At 70.4% G+C, this 15,490-nt stretch carries 17 protein-coding genes and 1 tRNA gene; 8 read left to right on the top strand and 10 right to left on the bottom strand.

What is annotated here, in order from left to right; genetic code table 11:
• The first annotated feature begins 106 nt into the window (after positions 1-106).
• Entirely contained in the window at positions 107-1,063 is a 957-nt protein-coding gene (locus tag AB0I32_RS01950) for a helix-turn-helix domain-containing protein (RefSeq protein ID WP_357502292.1), read from the top strand.
• Positions 1,064-1,188: 125 nt separating this feature from the next.
• Entirely contained in the window at positions 1,189-2,187 is a 999-nt protein-coding gene (gap, locus tag AB0I32_RS01945) for a type I glyceraldehyde-3-phosphate dehydrogenase (protein WP_357502289.1), read from the top strand.
• 89 nt (positions 2,188-2,276) lie between these two features.
• On the opposite strand, the gene AB0I32_RS01940 is transcribed toward gap, so the two are convergent.
• Positions 2,277-2,705: a protein-tyrosine phosphatase family protein gene (locus tag AB0I32_RS01940; protein WP_357502287.1), complete on the bottom strand. Its 429-nt coding sequence runs from the start codon at positions 2,703-2,705 to the stop codon at positions 2,277-2,279.
• Between the two features lie 100 nt (positions 2,706-2,805).
• Between AB0I32_RS01940 and AB0I32_RS01935 the strand changes: the two genes are divergently transcribed.
• The 3 genes from AB0I32_RS01935 to AB0I32_RS01925 all read left to right on the top strand — a co-directional run bounded on the left by AB0I32_RS01935 (position 2,806) and on the right by AB0I32_RS01925 (position 4,815).
• On the top strand, positions 2,806-3,561 hold the full coding sequence (locus AB0I32_RS01935) for an alpha/beta hydrolase (RefSeq protein ID WP_357502285.1): 756 nt from the start codon (positions 2,806-2,808) through the stop codon (positions 3,559-3,561).
• Between the two features lie 85 nt (positions 3,562-3,646).
• On the top strand, positions 3,647-4,228 hold the full coding sequence (locus tag AB0I32_RS01930; RefSeq protein ID WP_357502283.1) for a dihydrofolate reductase family protein: 582 nt from the start codon (positions 3,647-3,649) through the stop codon (positions 4,226-4,228).
• Between the two features lie 32 nt (positions 4,229-4,260).
• Positions 4,261-4,815: a hypothetical protein gene (locus tag AB0I32_RS01925; RefSeq protein WP_357502281.1), complete on the top strand. Its 555-nt coding sequence runs from the start codon at positions 4,261-4,263 to the stop codon at positions 4,813-4,815.
• 111 nt (positions 4,816-4,926) lie between these two features.
• Here the strand turns inward: AB0I32_RS01925 and AB0I32_RS01920 are convergent, their stop codons facing one another.
• From AB0I32_RS01920 to AB0I32_RS01885, 8 genes are all read right to left on the bottom strand, one after another.
• On the bottom strand, positions 4,927-6,546 hold the full coding sequence (locus AB0I32_RS01920; RefSeq protein WP_357502280.1) for a beta-1,3-glucanase family protein: 1,620 nt from the start codon (positions 6,544-6,546) through the stop codon (positions 4,927-4,929).
• 401 nt (positions 6,547-6,947) lie between these two features.
• Positions 6,948-7,268: an SMR family transporter gene (locus AB0I32_RS01915; protein ID WP_357502277.1), complete on the bottom strand. Its 321-nt coding sequence runs from the start codon at positions 7,266-7,268 to the stop codon at positions 6,948-6,950.
• On the bottom strand, positions 7,268-7,621 hold the full coding sequence (locus AB0I32_RS01910; protein ID WP_357502687.1) for a multidrug efflux SMR transporter: 354 nt from the start codon (positions 7,619-7,621) through the stop codon (positions 7,268-7,270). The genes AB0I32_RS01915 and AB0I32_RS01910 overlap by 1 nt, the downstream gene beginning before the upstream one ends.
• A gap of 2 nt (positions 7,622-7,623) precedes the next feature.
• Positions 7,624-8,154: a TetR family transcriptional regulator gene (locus tag AB0I32_RS01905; protein ID WP_357502275.1), complete on the bottom strand. Its 531-nt coding sequence runs from the start codon at positions 8,152-8,154 to the stop codon at positions 7,624-7,626.
• 154 nt (positions 8,155-8,308) lie between these two features.
• A tRNA-Val gene (locus AB0I32_RS01900) sits at positions 8,309-8,380 on the bottom strand.
• Between the two features lie 81 nt (positions 8,381-8,461).
• Positions 8,462-9,310 (bottom strand): aminotransferase class IV, encoded by an 849-nt coding sequence (locus tag AB0I32_RS01895; protein ID WP_357502273.1) that lies wholly within the window; start codon positions 9,308-9,310, stop codon positions 8,462-8,464.
• A 13-nt stretch (positions 9,311-9,323) separates the two neighbouring features.
• Positions 9,324-9,914 (bottom strand): dihydrofolate reductase family protein, encoded by a 591-nt coding sequence (locus AB0I32_RS01890; RefSeq protein ID WP_357502271.1) that lies wholly within the window; start codon positions 9,912-9,914, stop codon positions 9,324-9,326.
• Positions 9,915-9,970: 56 nt separating this feature from the next.
• Positions 9,971-10,930: a hydroxyacid dehydrogenase gene (locus AB0I32_RS01885; protein WP_357502269.1), complete on the bottom strand. Its 960-nt coding sequence runs from the start codon at positions 10,928-10,930 to the stop codon at positions 9,971-9,973.
• Between the two features lie 183 nt (positions 10,931-11,113).
• On the opposite strand from AB0I32_RS01885, the gene AB0I32_RS01880 reads away from it, so the two are divergent.
• The 3 genes from AB0I32_RS01880 to AB0I32_RS01870 are packed head-to-tail and all read left to right on the top strand — an operon-like array spanning position 11,114 to position 14,428.
• Entirely contained in the window at positions 11,114-12,445 is a 1,332-nt protein-coding gene (locus AB0I32_RS01880; RefSeq protein ID WP_357502267.1) for an extracellular solute-binding protein, read from the top strand.
• A 28-nt stretch (positions 12,446-12,473) separates the two neighbouring features.
• Positions 12,474-13,493 (top strand): sugar ABC transporter permease, encoded by a 1,020-nt coding sequence (locus AB0I32_RS01875; RefSeq protein ID WP_357502265.1) that lies wholly within the window; start codon positions 12,474-12,476, stop codon positions 13,491-13,493.
• Positions 13,490-14,428 carry a carbohydrate ABC transporter permease gene (locus AB0I32_RS01870; RefSeq protein WP_357502263.1) on the top strand — a complete coding sequence of 313 codons (939 nt, stop codon included), beginning with the start codon at positions 13,490-13,492 and terminating at the stop codon, positions 14,426-14,428. Before AB0I32_RS01875 ends, AB0I32_RS01870 begins: the two co-directional genes overlap by 4 nt.
• Before the next feature lie 8 nt (positions 14,429-14,436).
• Here the strand turns inward: AB0I32_RS01870 and AB0I32_RS01865 are convergent, their stop codons facing one another.
• Positions 14,437-15,456 (bottom strand): substrate-binding domain-containing protein, encoded by a 1,020-nt coding sequence (locus AB0I32_RS01865; protein ID WP_357502261.1) that lies wholly within the window; start codon positions 15,454-15,456, stop codon positions 14,437-14,439.
• Positions 15,457-15,490: the final 34 nt, after the last annotated feature.

Here is a 15,490-nt window from a genome sequence, read left to right as displayed (position 1 = left end):
TGAGCGGACCTGGTTCGGGCTTGCCACGGCGTGACGTGCCCCCTTGGGACAAGAAGAGCGAGCGCCACGCGGACCAGTACACGGAGCGCCGCCTACGATGCGAGACGTGACAGCGTCGCGCCGGAAGAACCACCAGATCGCCGTGCTGGTGCTGGAGGGCGCCAAGCCGCTCGACGTCGGCATCCCCGCGCAGGTGTTCTCGAACCGGCCGAGCATGCCCTACGAGGTGCGGGTCTGCGGTGCCGCGCCTGGGCTCGTCACCGGCGGCGACGGCCTCTCGTACCACGTGGCCGAGGGGCTCGACGCGCTCGAACGTGCCGACACCGTGTTCGTCCCGGGCTACCGGACGCCGGCTGCCGCCGACCCGCCGGCCGTCGTCGTCGACGCGCTCAAGGCCGCACACGCCCGCGGGGCCCGGCTCGCGGCGATCTCGACCGGGGCGTTCGCCCTGGCCGCGACCGGGCTGCTCGACGGCAAGCGGGCGACCACCCACTGGCACTACACGAGGGCGCTGCGCGAACGCCACCCCCGGGTGCAGGTCGACGAGAACGTGCTGTTCGTCGACGAGGGCGGCGTGCTCACCTCGGCGGGTGCGGCGTCCGGCATCGACCTGTGCCTGCACCTGGTGCGGCGCGACCACGGCGTCGGGCTGTCCAACCACGTCGCCCGCAGGCTGGTGGCCGCGCCGTACCGCAGCGGGGGACAGGCGCAGTACGTGCCGCGCAGCGTCCCCGAACCGCTCGGCGACCTGTTCGCGAGCACCCGCGAGTGGGTCCTGGAGCACCTGGCCGAACCGCTGACCCTGGAGGCGCTCGCACGCAACGCGCGGGTCTCGGCGCGCACGTTCTCGCGGCGGTTCGTGGAGGACACCGGGTATACGCCCATGCAGTGGGTGCTCCGGGCGCGGGTGGACCTGGCGCGCGAGCTGCTGGAGCGCAGCGACCTGAGCGTGGAGCAGATCGCGCACCGCGTGGGGCTGGGCACCGCGGCCAACCTGCGCCTGCACTTCCACCGCATCCTCGGCACGTCCCCGACGGAGTACCGGCACACGTTCTCGGCGTGAGCGAGCAGGTGGGTCGAGGAGTGGCGAGATCCTTGCGGGTGGTGGCGTTATGTCTGGCGTGATGCTTGCGCACCATGGCGTTCCAGCCGCTTTCGACGTCGTGCCGGCAGGCAGAGCATGGAGGCATGACACGCATCGCCATCAACGGCTTCGGCCGCATCGGACGTAACTCCCTCCGCGCCCTGCTCGAGCGCGACAGCGACCTCGAGGTGGTCGCGATCAACGACCTCACCGCCCCGGACGCGCTCGCCCACCTGCTCAAGTACGACAGCGCGCTCGGCCGTCTCGGCCGTTCCGTGGAGGTCGACGGCGACGAGCTCGTCGTCGACGGACGCCGCATCAAGGTGCTCGGCGAGCGCGAGCCCGCCAAGCTGCCGTGGGCGGAGCTCGGCGTCGACATCGTGCTGGAGGCCACGGGCCGGTTCACCTCCGCCGACGCCGCCCGCGCGCACCTCGACGCCGGTGCCCGGCGGGTGCTGGTCAGCGCCCCCTCGGCCGGTGCCGACGTCACGCTCGCCTACGGCGTGAACACCGATGTCTACGACCCGGCCAAGCATGTGATCGTCTCGAACGCCTCGTGCACCACGAACGCGCTGGCCCCGCTGGCCGCCGTCCTGGACGACCTGGCAGGCATCGAGCACGGCTTCATGACCACCGTGCACGCCTACACCCAGGAGCAGAACCTGCAGGACGGGCCGCACCGCGACCTGCGCAGGGCCCGCGCCGCCGCCGTCAACATCGCGCCCACGACGACGGGCGCGGCCAAGGCGATCGGCCTCGTGCTGCCGAACCTGAACGGCAAGCTGTCCGGCGACTCGATCCGCGTGCCCGTGCCGGTCGGCTCCCTGGTGGAGCTCAACACGACGGTCGAGCGCGAGGTCACCCGCGACGACGTCCTCGCGGCGTACCGCACCGCGGCCGACGGCAGGCTCAAGGGCATCCTCGACTACTCCGACGAGCCGCTGGTCTCCAGCGACATCACGGGGGAGGCGGCGTCCGCCATCTTCGACGCCGCGCTGGTCCGCGTCGACGGCAAGCACGTCAAGGTGGTGGCCTGGTACGACAACGAGTGGGGCTTCTCCAACCGCGTGATCGACACGCTGGAGCTGCTCGCACGCGCCTGACCGGCGTGATGAGGACGGTCGGTAGAACGTCAGGTGATCGGTAGCTCGGACAACCGATCACCTACGTTCTGCCGACCACCGTGCGCGCGTCACCGGGACGCGACCTCACCGATCCAGCGCTTCTGCCGCCGGGTCTCCACGGCGCGCGGGTGGTAGTGCGCGCGCACCCAGGCCACGGCGTCGTCGGCCGGGACACCGCTCATGACCGCGAGGACCGCGAGCGCGGTGCCCGTACGCCCGATCCCGCCGCCGCAGGCGATCTCCACGCGTTCGGACGCCGCCCGCGTGTGCGCCTCGCGCAGCGCGGTCACCGCCTGCTCGGTCGAGTCGGGCAGGCGGAAGTCGCGCCACCGGACCCACCGGTACTCCCAGCCGGGCACCTGCGGGTCGCGGCCGAGCACGTAGACGGCGAAGTCCGGGGCGGGCGAGTCCCGCCGCGGACGGCGCAGCCCCGTGCCCCGGACGCGGCGGCCGTCGGGCAGCTCGACGACGCCGTCGGTCAGGTCCCACTGGTTCATCGCCCCAGGTTAGTGAGCCGCCTACCGACGAGTGTCCGGCGCCGGTCCGGTTTCTGCTTGTAGCGTTGTCCGGCCGACGCCGCGGCGAAAGGAGCACCGGATGCTGAGCGGTCTGCCGTATCTCTCTGCTGGTAGCGGGCCGCCGTTGGTGGTCCTGCTCTTTACCCCGCAGGCGGCCAACCCGAGGGGTGTCGCGCGCTGGTCGACGATGCGGATGCTCCGGCGGTTCACGGAGCACTTCACCGTCTACGTCGTCAACCGTCCGCCGGGGCTGCCGTCGACGACGACGATGGCCGACCTCGCAGCCGTCTACGCGGCAGCGATCAGTGCCACCTTCGAGGACCGGGTGCACGTGCTGGCCATCTCGACGGGCGGATCGATCGCCCTCCAGCTGGCCGCCGACCATCCCGACCTGGTCGACCGCCTCGTCCTGGGCGGCACCGCCTGCACCCTCGGACCCGTCGGCAGACGAGCCCAGCGTGGCTACATCGAGCGCGCGCGCCAGGGCAGGCGGCCGAGCCCGGCGCTGGCCGAGGTCGTCACGGAGTCGGACGTCGGCCGGAGGCTGCTCGCGGGCCTGCTCTGGCTGTCGGACGGGGGCCGCGAGGACCACACCGACGCCGTCACCGTGCTCAACGCCGAGGACGGCTTCGACCTACGTGGACGACTGCACGACGTCAAGGCGCCCACGCTGCTGATCCAGGGCGAGAAGGACCTCGTCTACCCGGTGGAGCTCGCCCGGCAGACCGTCGACGGCCTCCCTGACGCCCGGCTCGTCGTCTACGCGGGCCGGAGTCACAGCGGCACGTTCAACGACAAGCGCTTCGCCCGCGACGCGCTCGTCTTCCTGATCTGATCGCGCCTCGCCGATGAGTCCGGGGCCGGCCCGGCGTCGGTCAGGTAACGGAATCAGGCAGTCGAATCCTTTGAGGGAGACAACGATGGGCAAGGTCCTCACGCACATGACGATGTCCCTGGACGGCTTCATCGCGGAGCCGGACGACCAGATCGGGGAGCTTTTCGAGTGGTACGACGGCGGTGACGTCAGCGTGCCGAGCGCGAACAAGGACGTCACGTTCAACGTCGACGAGGCCAGCGCTGCCATGCTGCGCGACCTGGTCACGGAGGCGGGTGCACTGATCTCGGGGCGGCGGCTGTTCGACATCACCGACGGCTGGGGTGACAACCACCCGGCCGGTGCTCCCGTCGTCGTGGTCACGCACCGCGCTCCGGAGGACGCGCACCGGTGGCCACGGACCACGTTCGTCGACGACGTCGGCGCGGCCGTCACGCGGGCGCGGGAGATCGCCGGCGACAAGAACGTGACCATAGCGAGCGCGAACGTGGCCCAGCAGGCACTCACGCTGGGCCTGGTGGACGAGGTGTGCGTCAGCCTCGTGCCCGTGCTGTTCGGCGAGGGCATCCCGTACTTCGCGAACCTGGGCGGGCACCACCTCCTGGAGGACCCGGTGGTGGTCCAGGGACGCCGTGCCCTGCACCTGCGGTACCCCGTGCGGCGCTGACGAGCCCGACCGTGCGTGCCAGGATGAGTGGCATGGCGACGAGCTCCCGCATCCAGGCAGTCGAGCGCGCGACCGGCAGAAGCTGGGACGATTGGCTCGAGTACATGGCGCGGATCGGCGCCCCTGAGCTGACCCACCACCAGATCGCCACCGCGGTCATCGGGGAGCTCGACGGCAAGGTCGACAACCTCGGGTGGTGGGCGCAGTCGACCGCGGTCGCGTACGAGCAGTACATCGGCCGGCGCATTCCCGGTCAGCGGCCCGACGGCACCTTCCAGACGAGCGTCAGCAAGTCGACGTCGCTCGGCATGGAGGCTCTCATGGAGGCCTGGACGCGGTTCGCCGCCGGCAACCCGGACGTGGACGCGCTCGTCGAGGGCGAGGTCCGGGTCAGCGGTACGGAGAACCGCATCACCTGGCGTGCCAAGGCCCGCGAGGGCGAGTCCGTCATCGTCATCAGCGAGCCCAAGAAGAACGGGACCGCCTCGCTCGTCGTGCAGCACCTCGGGTCGCTGACGCCCGAGCGCAACGAAGAGGCCAAGGAGCTCTGGCGGACCATCATCTCCGGGTTCGTGGCCGGTCTCTGAGCCACTGGCCGGTCGAGCTCATCTCGCCGGTCGAGCCGGGTCGTTGGTCGAGCTTGTCGGGACCCTGCCCCGACAAGCTCGACCAACGAATCCGCTCGACCAACGAGGTACCTAGAAGGTCCAGCGCTGCGTCTCCGCACCGGAGCAGGTGCGGATCTCGAGCCGCTGGCCGTCCCGCAGGGGAGCGCCACCGGCCGCCGTCAGGCACTTGCCCGACTGGGGGTTCACGACCGCCCGGGAGGCGGACTGATAGGTCCAGTTCTGCGCACCGGTCCCGTTGCAGGTCCACAGCTGCACGACGGCGCCGTCGGCCGTGCTGCCGCCCGAGATGTCCATGCACTTGCCGAGCGCGCTCAGCGTGGAGCCCGACCGGGCCCAGGTCTGGGCGGCGTTGCCGCTGCAGTTGACGATCTGGAGCGGGTTGCCGTCGGCAGGGTCGGCCCAGGGGACGTCGATGCACATGCCGTTGGCGGCCCGCACCGGCCCCGTGCCTGCAGGGAGGGCCGAGGAGCCGCCGTCGCCCCCGCCGCCGTCGGACCCGGCGATGGGCGTGGCCGCACCCTGGAACGGGTCGAGCTGGATGTAGGCGGCGGACGGGTTGCCGTCGTGCACCAGGGACTCCTGCGCCAGGACGTCGTCGAACGCGAAGCCGTAGGCCTTGCCGTTGGCCATCTGCTGGTGGATGTACTTGGAGTAGTAGTCGGTGACGGACTCCTGGTAGAAGCCCGAGGTGCTGGTGCCGGGCTGCGTGGTCGTCGTCAGCAGCGTCGAGCGGTGGAAGCCGGCGCACAGCGTGCGGGCGATGGCTCCGATGTCGTTGTTCGGGGCGGCCAGATCCTTGTAGCAGCCGAAGACGGAGTCGCTCGACGGCTTGCGGAACTCCGTGACGTACGCGCCCGAGGCGTTGGTGAACCGCATGACGCCGTTCACCACCCGGCCCGTGAACCGGGCAGCCGGGTCGTAGGAGTAGGGCGCGACGATCAGGTTCTCGCCTGAGTACTTGGCCCAGACCCGGTCGATGTAGCTGCCCAGGATGTTCGCGTCGATCTGCCCGGTCCCGATGGCGTGCCCGGGAGCGAGGACCCGGAGCAGGGAGCCGTCGGGGGCACGCTGCGCGAGGTTGTTCCAGCCGGGTGTGCCGGCCAGGGCGTTGACGACGTTCTGGTAGCCGTCGGGCTTGAGCATCCCGGTGCTGATCACCGTGCCGTCCGCCTTGCGCAGGCCCGTCTGGTACGGGGCCGACAGGAAGTCGACCTGGGTGCTGTTGATCCAGAGGCCGGAGTCGTTGAGCGTGAACTCGGTCCAGCTGAACAGCTTGTTGCGGTTCGGGTCGCTCGGGTTCTGAACTGCGGGCTGGACCAGGCGGCCGTCGTTCACGACCTTGAACGAGAGCTTGCTGCCGTAGGAGAAGTACACCCGGCCGGACATCTTGGGCAGCTGGATGGTCTTCGACTGCCCGTCTGCCGGGCCGGCGATGGAGGCGTCGGGTGCGTCGACCGGCGTCCCGCCCACGGTGGGCCAGGGGTGGAACGCGCCTCCGGCGTCGGACCAGCCGAGCCGGCCCGTGTGCGGGTCACCCAGGACGTAGATGAAGACCTGGTCGCCGCGGCCGGAGTCGTTGGTGATGGTCAGGGGGATCGTCGCGGGGACCGCAGTGGCGGCTACGGGCTGGGTGACCACGAGTGCGGTTGCGGTGATGGCGAGCACGCCGAACGCAGCTATCGCGTTCACCAGCCTGCGGAGGCTGGGCCTTCGAGTGCGTGACCGTGTTCGTGACATGGGTAGGTCTCCTTGTTCCGGTGGTACTTCGTTGTACTTACGGGACTGTCAGCAACAGAGCGGATATTAGTGAGGATTCCTGACTATGTCACTAGTCGGGCGCGATCTCGTGAGTCGACGGCGGTCCGGTTAGCCTCGATCGAAGTGGACTCCGGCCGATCGAGACCGGCTGGAGATGCATGTCTACGACGCCGGACACATGCTGCTGGAGACCCACTGGCCGGAGTGCGCGGCGGTGATGGCGGCGTTCGTCGACGGCGTGACGGCCGGAGCGTCTCGCGGCTGACGGCGGCGGGATGCGGACGCGACACCGACGAGCGGGGCGGGCGCCTGCCCGCCCCGCTCGAACTCGTTCAGTGGCCGGCGCCGAGCTCGACCAGGAGGACCCCGGCCGCGATCATGACGATTCCCGCGGCCATGACCTTCGTGAAGGGCTCCTCGAACAGGTACTTGCTCGCGACCGCGGTGAGCGCGACGCCGGAGGCGGCCCAGATGCCGTAGGCCACACCGATGCCCATCCCGAGGTTGAGGACCAGGGTGAGGGCGGTGAACGCCATCAGGTACCCGGCCACGACAACGACGTACCAGCGTTTGCGGCCTTCCATCGCGGCCTTCAGCGACAGCGCGGCCGACACCTCCGTGACGATGGCGACCGCCAGGAACACCCAGGCCATCACGCGCTCACCGCCTGCTGCTCGCGGGCGGCGGCTCGCTGGGACCCGAGCTCGATCGTGACGACGCCGCCCATGATCAGCGCGATGCCGACGCCCATGAGCGGCGTCAGCGGTTCACCGAAGAGGGCGGCTCCGAGGATTGCCGTGAGTGCCACCCCGAGGGCGCCCCAGATGCCGTAGGCGACGCCCAGCGCCATCCCTTCCCGCAGCGCCAGGGCCAGGAAGACGAAGGCGGCCAGGAAGCCGACCGCGACCAGGGCATACCAGGCGGGCTGGTCGATCGCGGCCTTGAGCGAGAGCGAGCCGGTGACTTCGCTGCCGATCGCTCCGGCGAGCAGCAGCCATGGTTTCAGGTTCATGCGATGCCTTCCAGGAGGTTCAGGGCGAGCTCGCGCATGTGGTCTCGCGATTCGCCTTCGGGTGGGAACGCGCAGAGCGCTTCGGCGAACCAGGTCCCCTCGGCGATGAGACGGACGGCGACGAGTCGTGCCCGCACATCCGGCGGAAGGTCGTCCGGCACCTCGAGCCAAGGGCGCATCCGCTCGACCCAGCGGGTGGTGAGCTGGTCGCGCAGCCGCGGGTCGGCGAACATGACGAGGTCGCTCTGGTCGACCTCGCAGGCCAGCGCCCAGTCGAGGTAGGCGCGGACGCGGGCACCGGGCGCGACCGTATCGACCGGCCCGGGCAGGCGCGTGGCCAGGTCGCGTTCCCACTCGTCGACCACCCGGTCGAGCAGGGCGACCATCAGGGCCTCCTTGGTGGGGAAGTGGTACATCACGCCCGGTTTGGTCAGCCCTGCCTTCCGTGCGGCCGACTCCAGGGAGACGGTGGAGCCGTCCTGGAGCATGGCCAGGGCGCCGTCGAGGATCTGCGTCTTCGAGCTCATGTCGCCACTTTACCAACCGGAAGGTTGGTGAGCGCAAGCGGGTTGGGGGAACCGGCTTGCGGTTCGAGCGCGGGTGGCAGGTGAGGGGTGCGGCAGGCAACGCGAAAGGCCCCCCGGTCAGCGTTTCCGCTGATCGGAGGGCCTTCTGTCACGGTGGGCGATACTGGGATCGAACCAGTGACCTCTTCGGTGTGAACGAAGCGCGCTACCCCTGCGCCAATCGCCCGTGCTGCTCACCCGCTAGGGCGTGCGTGGACGATATTAGCCTGGTTCGAGCGCGGATGCGAAATCCAATCGCCAGCTCGGGTCAGGGATCGAGCCGCTCCCGCATGTTCCGCTCGAACAGGTCGCGCGCGGCACTCGACAGCTCGCCGATCTGCAGGTCGACGCCGTCCAGCCACACCGTCGGCTGCACGTTCCGCACCGAACCGGTCAGCAGCATCTGCGCCTCGCCGGCCGCCACCCGGTCGAGCACCGCGAACGGCAGCTCGCCGTCCTTGGCCTCGCGCACGGGCAGCCCCGCCTCGGCACCCCACTCGAGCAGCAGCTCGCGCGTGATCCCGGCCAGGCAGCCCACGCTGAGCGGGGGCGTGACGAGCTCGCCGTCGATCTCCAGGAACACGTTCGAGCCGGTGCCCTCGCACAGCAGACCCTGCGTGTTCGCGAACACCGACTCGTCGGCGCCCTTCTTGATCGCGTCGGCGAGCGCTACGACGTTCTCCGCGTAGGACGTCGTCTTCAGGCCCGCGACCGCGCTGTTCTCGTTGCGGGTCCAGGGGGAGCGCGCGGCTCGCCCGGTCGGCACGACGACGGCGGGGGTCGCCGCGACGACCACCGTCTGCGGCCCGTCGGACCGCCCGGAGCCGAGCGGGCCGACGCCGTCGGTCACGGTGATGCGCAGGCGCCCGGCGTCGGGTGCGTCGGCGAGGACTGCGTCGACGCCGCTGCGCACCCAACGCAGGTCGAGGGGCGCCATGCCCATGCCCGCCGCCGAGCGTTCCAGCCGTGCGAGATGTCGCGTCAGTGCGAACGCGTGGCCGTCGAGTACCGCGCAGGTCTCGAAGACGCCGTCGCCGACAGTGATGCCGTGGTCCACCGCGCTGAGCGCGGCCTCGTCGGGCGCGACCATGCGCCCCTCTGCCCAGATGACCGTCATGACGCCCAGTCTGTCACCGGCGCAGGGTCACGTGCGTGACCTCGGGCGTGTGCCGCACGGAGGTGGAGCTGAACTCGATGGGCGGCACGCCGTCGAACACGCGGGTGCCCGAGCCGAGCGTGAACGGCACGACGTGCAGCCGCAGCTCGTCGACGTGGCCGGCGGCGAGGTACTCGTTGAGTGTCGTCGCGCCGCCGGTGATGGAGATGTCGCGGTCGCCGGCGGCGGCCCGGGCCTGCTCCAGGGCGCTCTGCACGCCGTCGGTGACGAAGTGGAACGTGGTGCCGCCCTCCATCGGGATCGGGTCGCGTGCGTGGTGGGTGAGGACGAAGACGGGTGCGTGGTACGGAGGGTTGTCGCCCCACCAGCCCTTCCAGTCCGGGTCCAGCGGCCCGCGGCCGGCGGTGAACATGTTGCGCCCCATGATGTACGCGCCGGCGCCCACGATGGCGTCCACCTCGGCCTTGTGCGCGTCCCCGTGCTCGAACATCCAGGTGTGCAGTCGTTCGCCCGCGAGCGGCCCGAACGGGTGCTCCAACGACTGGTCGTGCCCGGCGGAGTAGCCGTCGAGCGAAACTGCCCGGTCTGCTTTGACGATTCCCATGCCCGGTACGACGACGGACGCCCCGAGAACTCATCGGTCGGTGCGCCCCCGGTGTCCTACCGCCGGGCGAGCTGCTCGATCTCCGCTACCGCGTTGTCGCCGAGCCGGCTCAGCTCGTTGCCCATCGAGCCGGCGATGTGGGGCGTGAGCAGCACGTTCGGCAGGCTCCACAGCGGATGGTCCGCCGGCAGCGGTTCCGGCTCGGTGACGTCGAGGACCGCGTCGATCCGGCCGGTGGTCAGCTCGGCGACGAGCGCGTCCGTGTCCACCAGGGCCCCGCGTGCGGTGTTGATCAGCGTGGCGCCATCGGGCAGGAGAGCGAGCCGGCGCGCGTCGATCATCCGCCGGGTCTCCGGGACGTCGGGCGCGTGGACCGAGACCACCGTGCATGTGGCCATCAGCTCGTCGAGCTCGACCTTGCGCACGCCGAGGTCGCGGGCGTCGTCGTCGGTCAGGTAAGGGTCGAAGACCGACACGGCCAGGTCGAAGGGGCGCAGCAGCTCGATGGTCTGCCGGCCGATGCACGAGGCGCCCACGATGCCCACCCGGCGGCCGTGGTTACCCGCCTCCGGGAACGCCTGCTCCCGGTCGATGAACGCGCGCCGCTCGGCGTAGAGCCGGGCGGAGGGCAGCGTCTGCTTGCCCGCCATCAGGATGAGCGCGAGCGTGAGCTCGGCCACCGGCCGCCCGTTCGCGGCTCGGGCGTCGGTCAGCGTCATCCGGCGCTCGGGGGCCGCGGGGCCGAGCAGCCCGGCCGCGCTGCCGCCCGTGTGCACGACGGCGCGCAGCCGGGGCGCCGTCGCCATCACGGCGTCGGTGAGGTAGCCGGCGCCCCAGCCGGTGACGAGCACGTCGCAGTGCTCCAGCGCCTTCGCCCCGTCCGGCGTGGTGAGGTCCTCGAGCACCTCCGGCCACACCTGGGCCACCGCCGCGAGCCGGGCGTGGGCCGCGGCGTCGAAGAGCCGTTCCGCGAGCGCCGCGGGGCGCATGGTGAGCACGACGTTGAGTGGTTCCATCTCTACCTCCTGGTCCGACGAGCAGGATAACGTTGTCCCGTGACGCAGGGAAGGCCCGCGGCGCGGCAGTGCCGGAAATGAGACGGCTGCTTGACACCCGGGGGCAGGCCGCTAACCTGAGAACGTTTTCCTGTGTCGATCCCGACGCAGCTCAAGGACGAGTACTTCTCAAAGGGGAGAGCCATGACCAGAACACGCGCCCGCTGGGCGACCGCCGGGCTTGCCGTCACGGCACTGACCGGCCTGAGCGCCTGCTCGGCCGGCGACGCGCCCGGCACAGGCACGCCGGACGCGGCGGCCGGCCCGGTCACCATCGAGGTCTGGGGCTGGAACGCCGAGACCGGCCAGCAGATCGTCGACGCGTTCAACGAGGCGCAGGACGACGTCACGGTGGAGTATGTGCTGCAGGCCAGCAACGTCGCCACGCAGACGAACTTCCAGAACGCCATGGAGGCCGGCTCCGGCGTCCCGTGCCTTGTGCAGGGCTTCGCGCCGCTGACGACGATGGTCGTCAACGGGTGGGCGCAGGACATCACCGAGCAGGTGGAGGGCTCCGCCGACCTGTACAACGAGGGCGCGCTCGCCGCGGCCCAGGTCGACGGCAAGTACTACGGCCTGCCGTCCGGGTCGGACGGCCAGTTCTACATCGTGAACCAGGAGCCGTTCGAGAAGTACGACGTCGAGGTGCCGACCACCTGGGACGAGTTCGTCGAAGCAGGCCGCGAGCTGGGGGCCCACGGCGTCGACATCACGAACCTGGCCGGCGAGGACCCGAGCAGCCTGATGAACCTGGCCCAGCAGGCGGGCGCCGAGTGGTTCGCCATCGACGGCGACCAGTGGGTCGTCAACTTCACCGACGACGGCACGCTGGCCGCGGCCGACGTGTTCCAGCAGCTCATCGACGAGGACCTGGTCTCGAACCAGACCTACATGGACAAGCCGGCACTGCTCGAGTACTTCGACTCGGGCAAGATGGCGTCGGTGACCACGCAGTGGTGGTCGCTCAGCGGCTACCAGGTCGGCTTCACCGACTCGGCGGGCGACTGGGCGGCGCACCCGATCCCGCAGTTCGCGGACGCGGCGGAGCCGGTGACCCCCGGGCGCACGCTTCCCTCGTTCGTCCCGGAGGGTTGCGAGAACCCCGACGCGGTCATGGCCTACACGGACTGGCTCACGACCCCCGAGGCCGTCGAGGCCGGCCGGAACGAGGAGACGGGTGCCGTCAGCTTCCCGACGCAGATCCAGGACCCGTCCCCCTACGTGGAAGAGGTCATCCCGAAGGACTTCTTCGCCGACGAGAAGGCCGCGGGCGAAGAGATCGTCGCGGCCCAGGAGCAGGTGATCGGCAAGTTCGAGCTCGGCCCGAACTACGACGCCTGGTTCCCCGAGCTCCAGGACCAGTGGGGCAAGGCCGTCGCGGGCAAGATCACGCTCGAGGAGGCCCTGACCGCGGTCGAGGAGTTCGTCGCCTCGGACCTGGAGAGCAAGGACATCTCCTACACCGTCGCCGATTGAGCCACTGCTCCACGAGGGGAGGACGCCGATGTCCGTCAACACGCAAGACCACCACACCACCGCGCGCGAGCCGGTCCCCGGCTCGCCACCCGGCGGGCGTCCCAGGAGCGGCTCCTCTCCTCGTGGGCACACCCCGCCGGGGCGCGCCCCACGCTGGAACTGGCGCACCGCGCAGGCCGTCAAGGGCGCCTCGCTCACGTTTCCGTTCCTGGCGGGCTTCGCACTGTTCGTGCTCGTGCCGGTCGCGATGGCCCTGCGGGAGAGCGTCTACACCACGAAGTCCACGGGCGGCCTGGGCTTCGGCGGCCAGACCGTGTCCTTCGCCGGCCTGGACAACTTCGCCGCCGGCCTCGTCGACGGCTCCTTCTGGACTGGGATGCTCAGGGTGTTCCTGTACGCCCTGGTCGTGGTCCCGCTGACCCAGGTGCTCAGCCTTGCCCTGGCCCTCCTGCTCGACGCCGCGCGCCGCCGTGCCGCCGCCCGGTTCCGGATCGCGCTGCTGCTGCCCTACATGGTGCCGGGCGTCGTCGGCACGATGGTCTGGATCTTCCAGTACAGCCCGACGGTCGGGCCGCTGACCCCGGTCTTCGAGGCTGTCGGGCTCGACGTCAACTTCTTCTCCAGCTCGATGGTCTGGGTGTCGATGGGCAACCTCGCGGTCTGGGGCTCGCTCGGGTTCACGATGCTGATCCTCTACGGCGCGCTCCAGGCGGTGCCGCACGAGATCTTCGAGGCGGCACGGCTCGACGGCGCGTCCGAGCTGCGGATCGCCTGGTCCATCAAGGTCCCGTTCGTCCGCGGGTCGCTGGTGCTGACGTCGCTGCTCTCCATCATCGGCACGCTGCAGCTGTTCGACCAGCCGCTGCTGTTCCGGGCGGTCACCCCGGAGACCATCACGCGGGACTTCACCCCGGCCATGATGATCTACGACCAGGCGTTCAAGGTGGGCAACCTCAACTACGCCACGGCTCTGTCGGTCATCCTCGCCCTTGTCGTCGGCGTCGCCTCCGCGATCATCTACCGCTTCATCAACAGGGAAGAGCCATGAGCGACACGACACCGGTGCCCGACGCCGTCGTCGGCGAGACCGTGCGCAAGCCACGCCGCCGTCGTCGACGGGTCGACGAGAACTCTTCCGTGGCGGAAGCCCGCGGCTCCTCCCGCTGGGTGGTCCTCGGCGTGCTGGTCGCCCTCACGCTGTACGCCGTCGGGCCGCTGTGGTGGCTGCTCGTCGCGGCGACCAAGAACCAGCGCGACCTGTACACCACCAACGGGCTCTGGTTCAGCGAGTTCAACCTGTGGCAGAACCTGGGCGACCTGTTCACCTACCAGGACGGGATCTTCGTGCGGTGGGTGTGGAACACCATCGTGTACGCGGGGCTCGGTTCGCTCGGGCTGACGCTGGTCGCGCTCGCGGCCGGCTACGGCATCGCCAAGTACAAGTACCGCGGGCGTGGGCTGACGATGGGTCTGATCATCGCGTCGTTCCTGATCCCGGGCTCGCTGATGATCGTGCCGAGCTTCATCCTCTTCGTGAAGCTGGGCATGTACGACACCATCTGGGCGATGATCCTGCCCGGCATGTTCGGGTCGTTCTCCGTCTACCTGGCCAAGGTGTACGCGGAGGGCGCGGTGCCGTCCGAGCTCATGGAGGCCGCCCGCATCGACGGCGCGGGGGAGTACCGGATCTTCTTCTCCATGGGCCTGCGGATGCTGTCCACGGCAGGCGCGACGATCTTCCTGCTGCACTTCGTGGCCTCGTGGAACACGTTCATGTGGCCGCTGGTGTTCCTCAAGGGCGTCGAGAAGTGGCCCGTGATGCTCGGCATGTACTCCTGGCTGTCGCGGGGGACCGACAGCACCGTCGACCTCACCAGCCTGGTCCTGACGGGATCGCTCGTCTCGACGATCCCGATGGTGGTGCTCATGATCGCGATGCAGCGCTACTGGCGCTCGGGCGTCACGCTCGGGAGCCTCAAGTAGTGGCCGGGTCAGCCTTTCGGCGGGGCCGTCGACTCGCGCACCACCAGCTGTGGCGTGCTGACCGACGACGCCACACCCTCCTCGCCGTCGACCACCTGGGCCAGGAGGCCGAACGCCCGGGCGCCGAGATCCTCGAAGTCCTGGTCCACGGTGGTCAGGGACGGCCGCCACAGGGCCACCAGCGGCTGGTCGTCGAAGCCGACCACCGAGATGTCTCCGGGGACGTCGAGGCCCCGGTCGGACAGGGCCCGCATCAGGCCCAGCGCGATGTCGTCGTTGGCGCAGAAGACCGCCGTGACGTCGCTCATCCCGGCGATCCGCTCGCCCCACCGGTAGCCGGCGCTCGCGTCCCACTCCGCCCGCATGATCTGCGGGACCGGGACGCCGGCGGCGGCCAGGGCCGCGCGCCAGCCTTCGGTGCGGCCCGAGTGCTTGCCCTCGGTGGGACCGGCGATGTGGTGGACGGTCTTGTGGCCGAGGTGGAGCAGGTACTCGGTCGCCTGGCGGCCCGCCGTGCGCTCGTCGATCAGCGCCGCCGGGACGTGGCCGGTGCGGCGCGAGCCGCCGCCGGCGACCACCACGGGCAGCCCTTCGGGCAGCGCCCTGGCGGCGTTGATGCCCGCGCGGTCGAACTCGAGCACGATCACGCCCGCCGTCGGCTGCGCGAGCGTGAGGTCGATGGCGGCGCGCACGTGCTCGTCGTCGCCGGACTCCACGACAGTGATCGACACCGTCATGCCGGCCCGGCGGGCCGCCGTCTCGACGCCCTGCAGCGTGCGGGCGTAGCCGTAGTTGGCGGTCGCCCCCGCGAGCACGGAGACGAGCGTGCGCCGGCCGGAGCGCATCGAGCGGGCCGCGCCGTTCGGGCGGTACCCGAGCGTCTGGATCGCTTCGGTCACGCGCTGAGCGAGCTCTGGTGCCACGTACTTCGAGCCGTTGAGGACCCGGGAGACGGTGGGGACCGAGACCTCCGCCGCCTTGGCGACATCGGCGAGGACAGGGGCTCGGTACGACTTCGGACTGGCCATGAGCCGAGCATACGGCAGCTGATAACGTTTTCCC

Source organism: Promicromonospora sp. NPDC050249 (assembly GCF_040656015.1).
Taxonomy (GTDB): Bacteria; Actinomycetota; Actinomycetes; order Actinomycetales; family Cellulomonadaceae; genus Promicromonospora.
This window is presented reverse-complemented; position numbering and strand designations above follow the sequence as displayed.

What these genes read in the sequence shown, in the direction of transcription:
- gap (WP_357502289.1), top strand. Translation starts at nt 1,189, where the DNA reads ATGACACGCATCGCCATCAACGGCTTCGGCCGCATCGGACGTAACTCC.
- AB0I32_RS01940 (WP_357502287.1), bottom strand. Translation starts at nt 2,705, where the DNA reads ATGAACCAGTGGGACCTGACCGACGGCGTCGTCGAGCTGCCCGACGGC.
- AB0I32_RS01935 (WP_357502285.1), top strand. Translation starts at nt 2,806, where the DNA reads ATGCTGAGCGGTCTGCCGTATCTCTCTGCTGGTAGCGGGCCGCCGTTG.
- AB0I32_RS01930 (WP_357502283.1), top strand. Translation starts at nt 3,647, where the DNA reads ATGGGCAAGGTCCTCACGCACATGACGATGTCCCTGGACGGCTTCATC.
- AB0I32_RS01925 (WP_357502281.1), top strand. Translation starts at nt 4,261, where the DNA reads ATGGCGACGAGCTCCCGCATCCAGGCAGTCGAGCGCGCGACCGGCAGA.
- AB0I32_RS01915 (WP_357502277.1), bottom strand. Translation starts at nt 7,268, where the DNA reads ATGGCCTGGGTGTTCCTGGCGGTCGCCATCGTCACGGAGGTGTCGGCC.
- AB0I32_RS01905 (WP_357502275.1), bottom strand. Translation starts at nt 8,154, where the DNA reads ATGAGCTCGAAGACGCAGATCCTCGACGGCGCCCTGGCCATGCTCCAG.
- AB0I32_RS01895 (WP_357502273.1), bottom strand. Translation starts at nt 9,310, where the DNA reads ATGACGGTCATCTGGGCAGAGGGGCGCATGGTCGCGCCCGACGAGGCC.
- AB0I32_RS01890 (WP_357502271.1), bottom strand. Translation starts at nt 9,914, where the DNA reads ATGGGAATCGTCAAAGCAGACCGGGCAGTTTCGCTCGACGGCTACTCC.
- AB0I32_RS01885 (WP_357502269.1), bottom strand. Translation starts at nt 10,930, where the DNA reads ATGGAACCACTCAACGTCGTGCTCACCATGCGCCCCGCGGCGCTCGCG.
- AB0I32_RS01880 (WP_357502267.1), top strand. Translation starts at nt 11,114, where the DNA reads ATGACCAGAACACGCGCCCGCTGGGCGACCGCCGGGCTTGCCGTCACG.
- AB0I32_RS01875 (WP_357502265.1), top strand. Translation starts at nt 12,474, where the DNA reads ATGTCCGTCAACACGCAAGACCACCACACCACCGCGCGCGAGCCGGTC.
- AB0I32_RS01870 (WP_357502263.1), top strand. Translation starts at nt 13,490, where the DNA reads ATGAGCGACACGACACCGGTGCCCGACGCCGTCGTCGGCGAGACCGTG.
- AB0I32_RS01865 (WP_357502261.1), bottom strand. Translation starts at nt 15,456, where the DNA reads ATGGCCAGTCCGAAGTCGTACCGAGCCCCTGTCCTCGCCGATGTCGCC.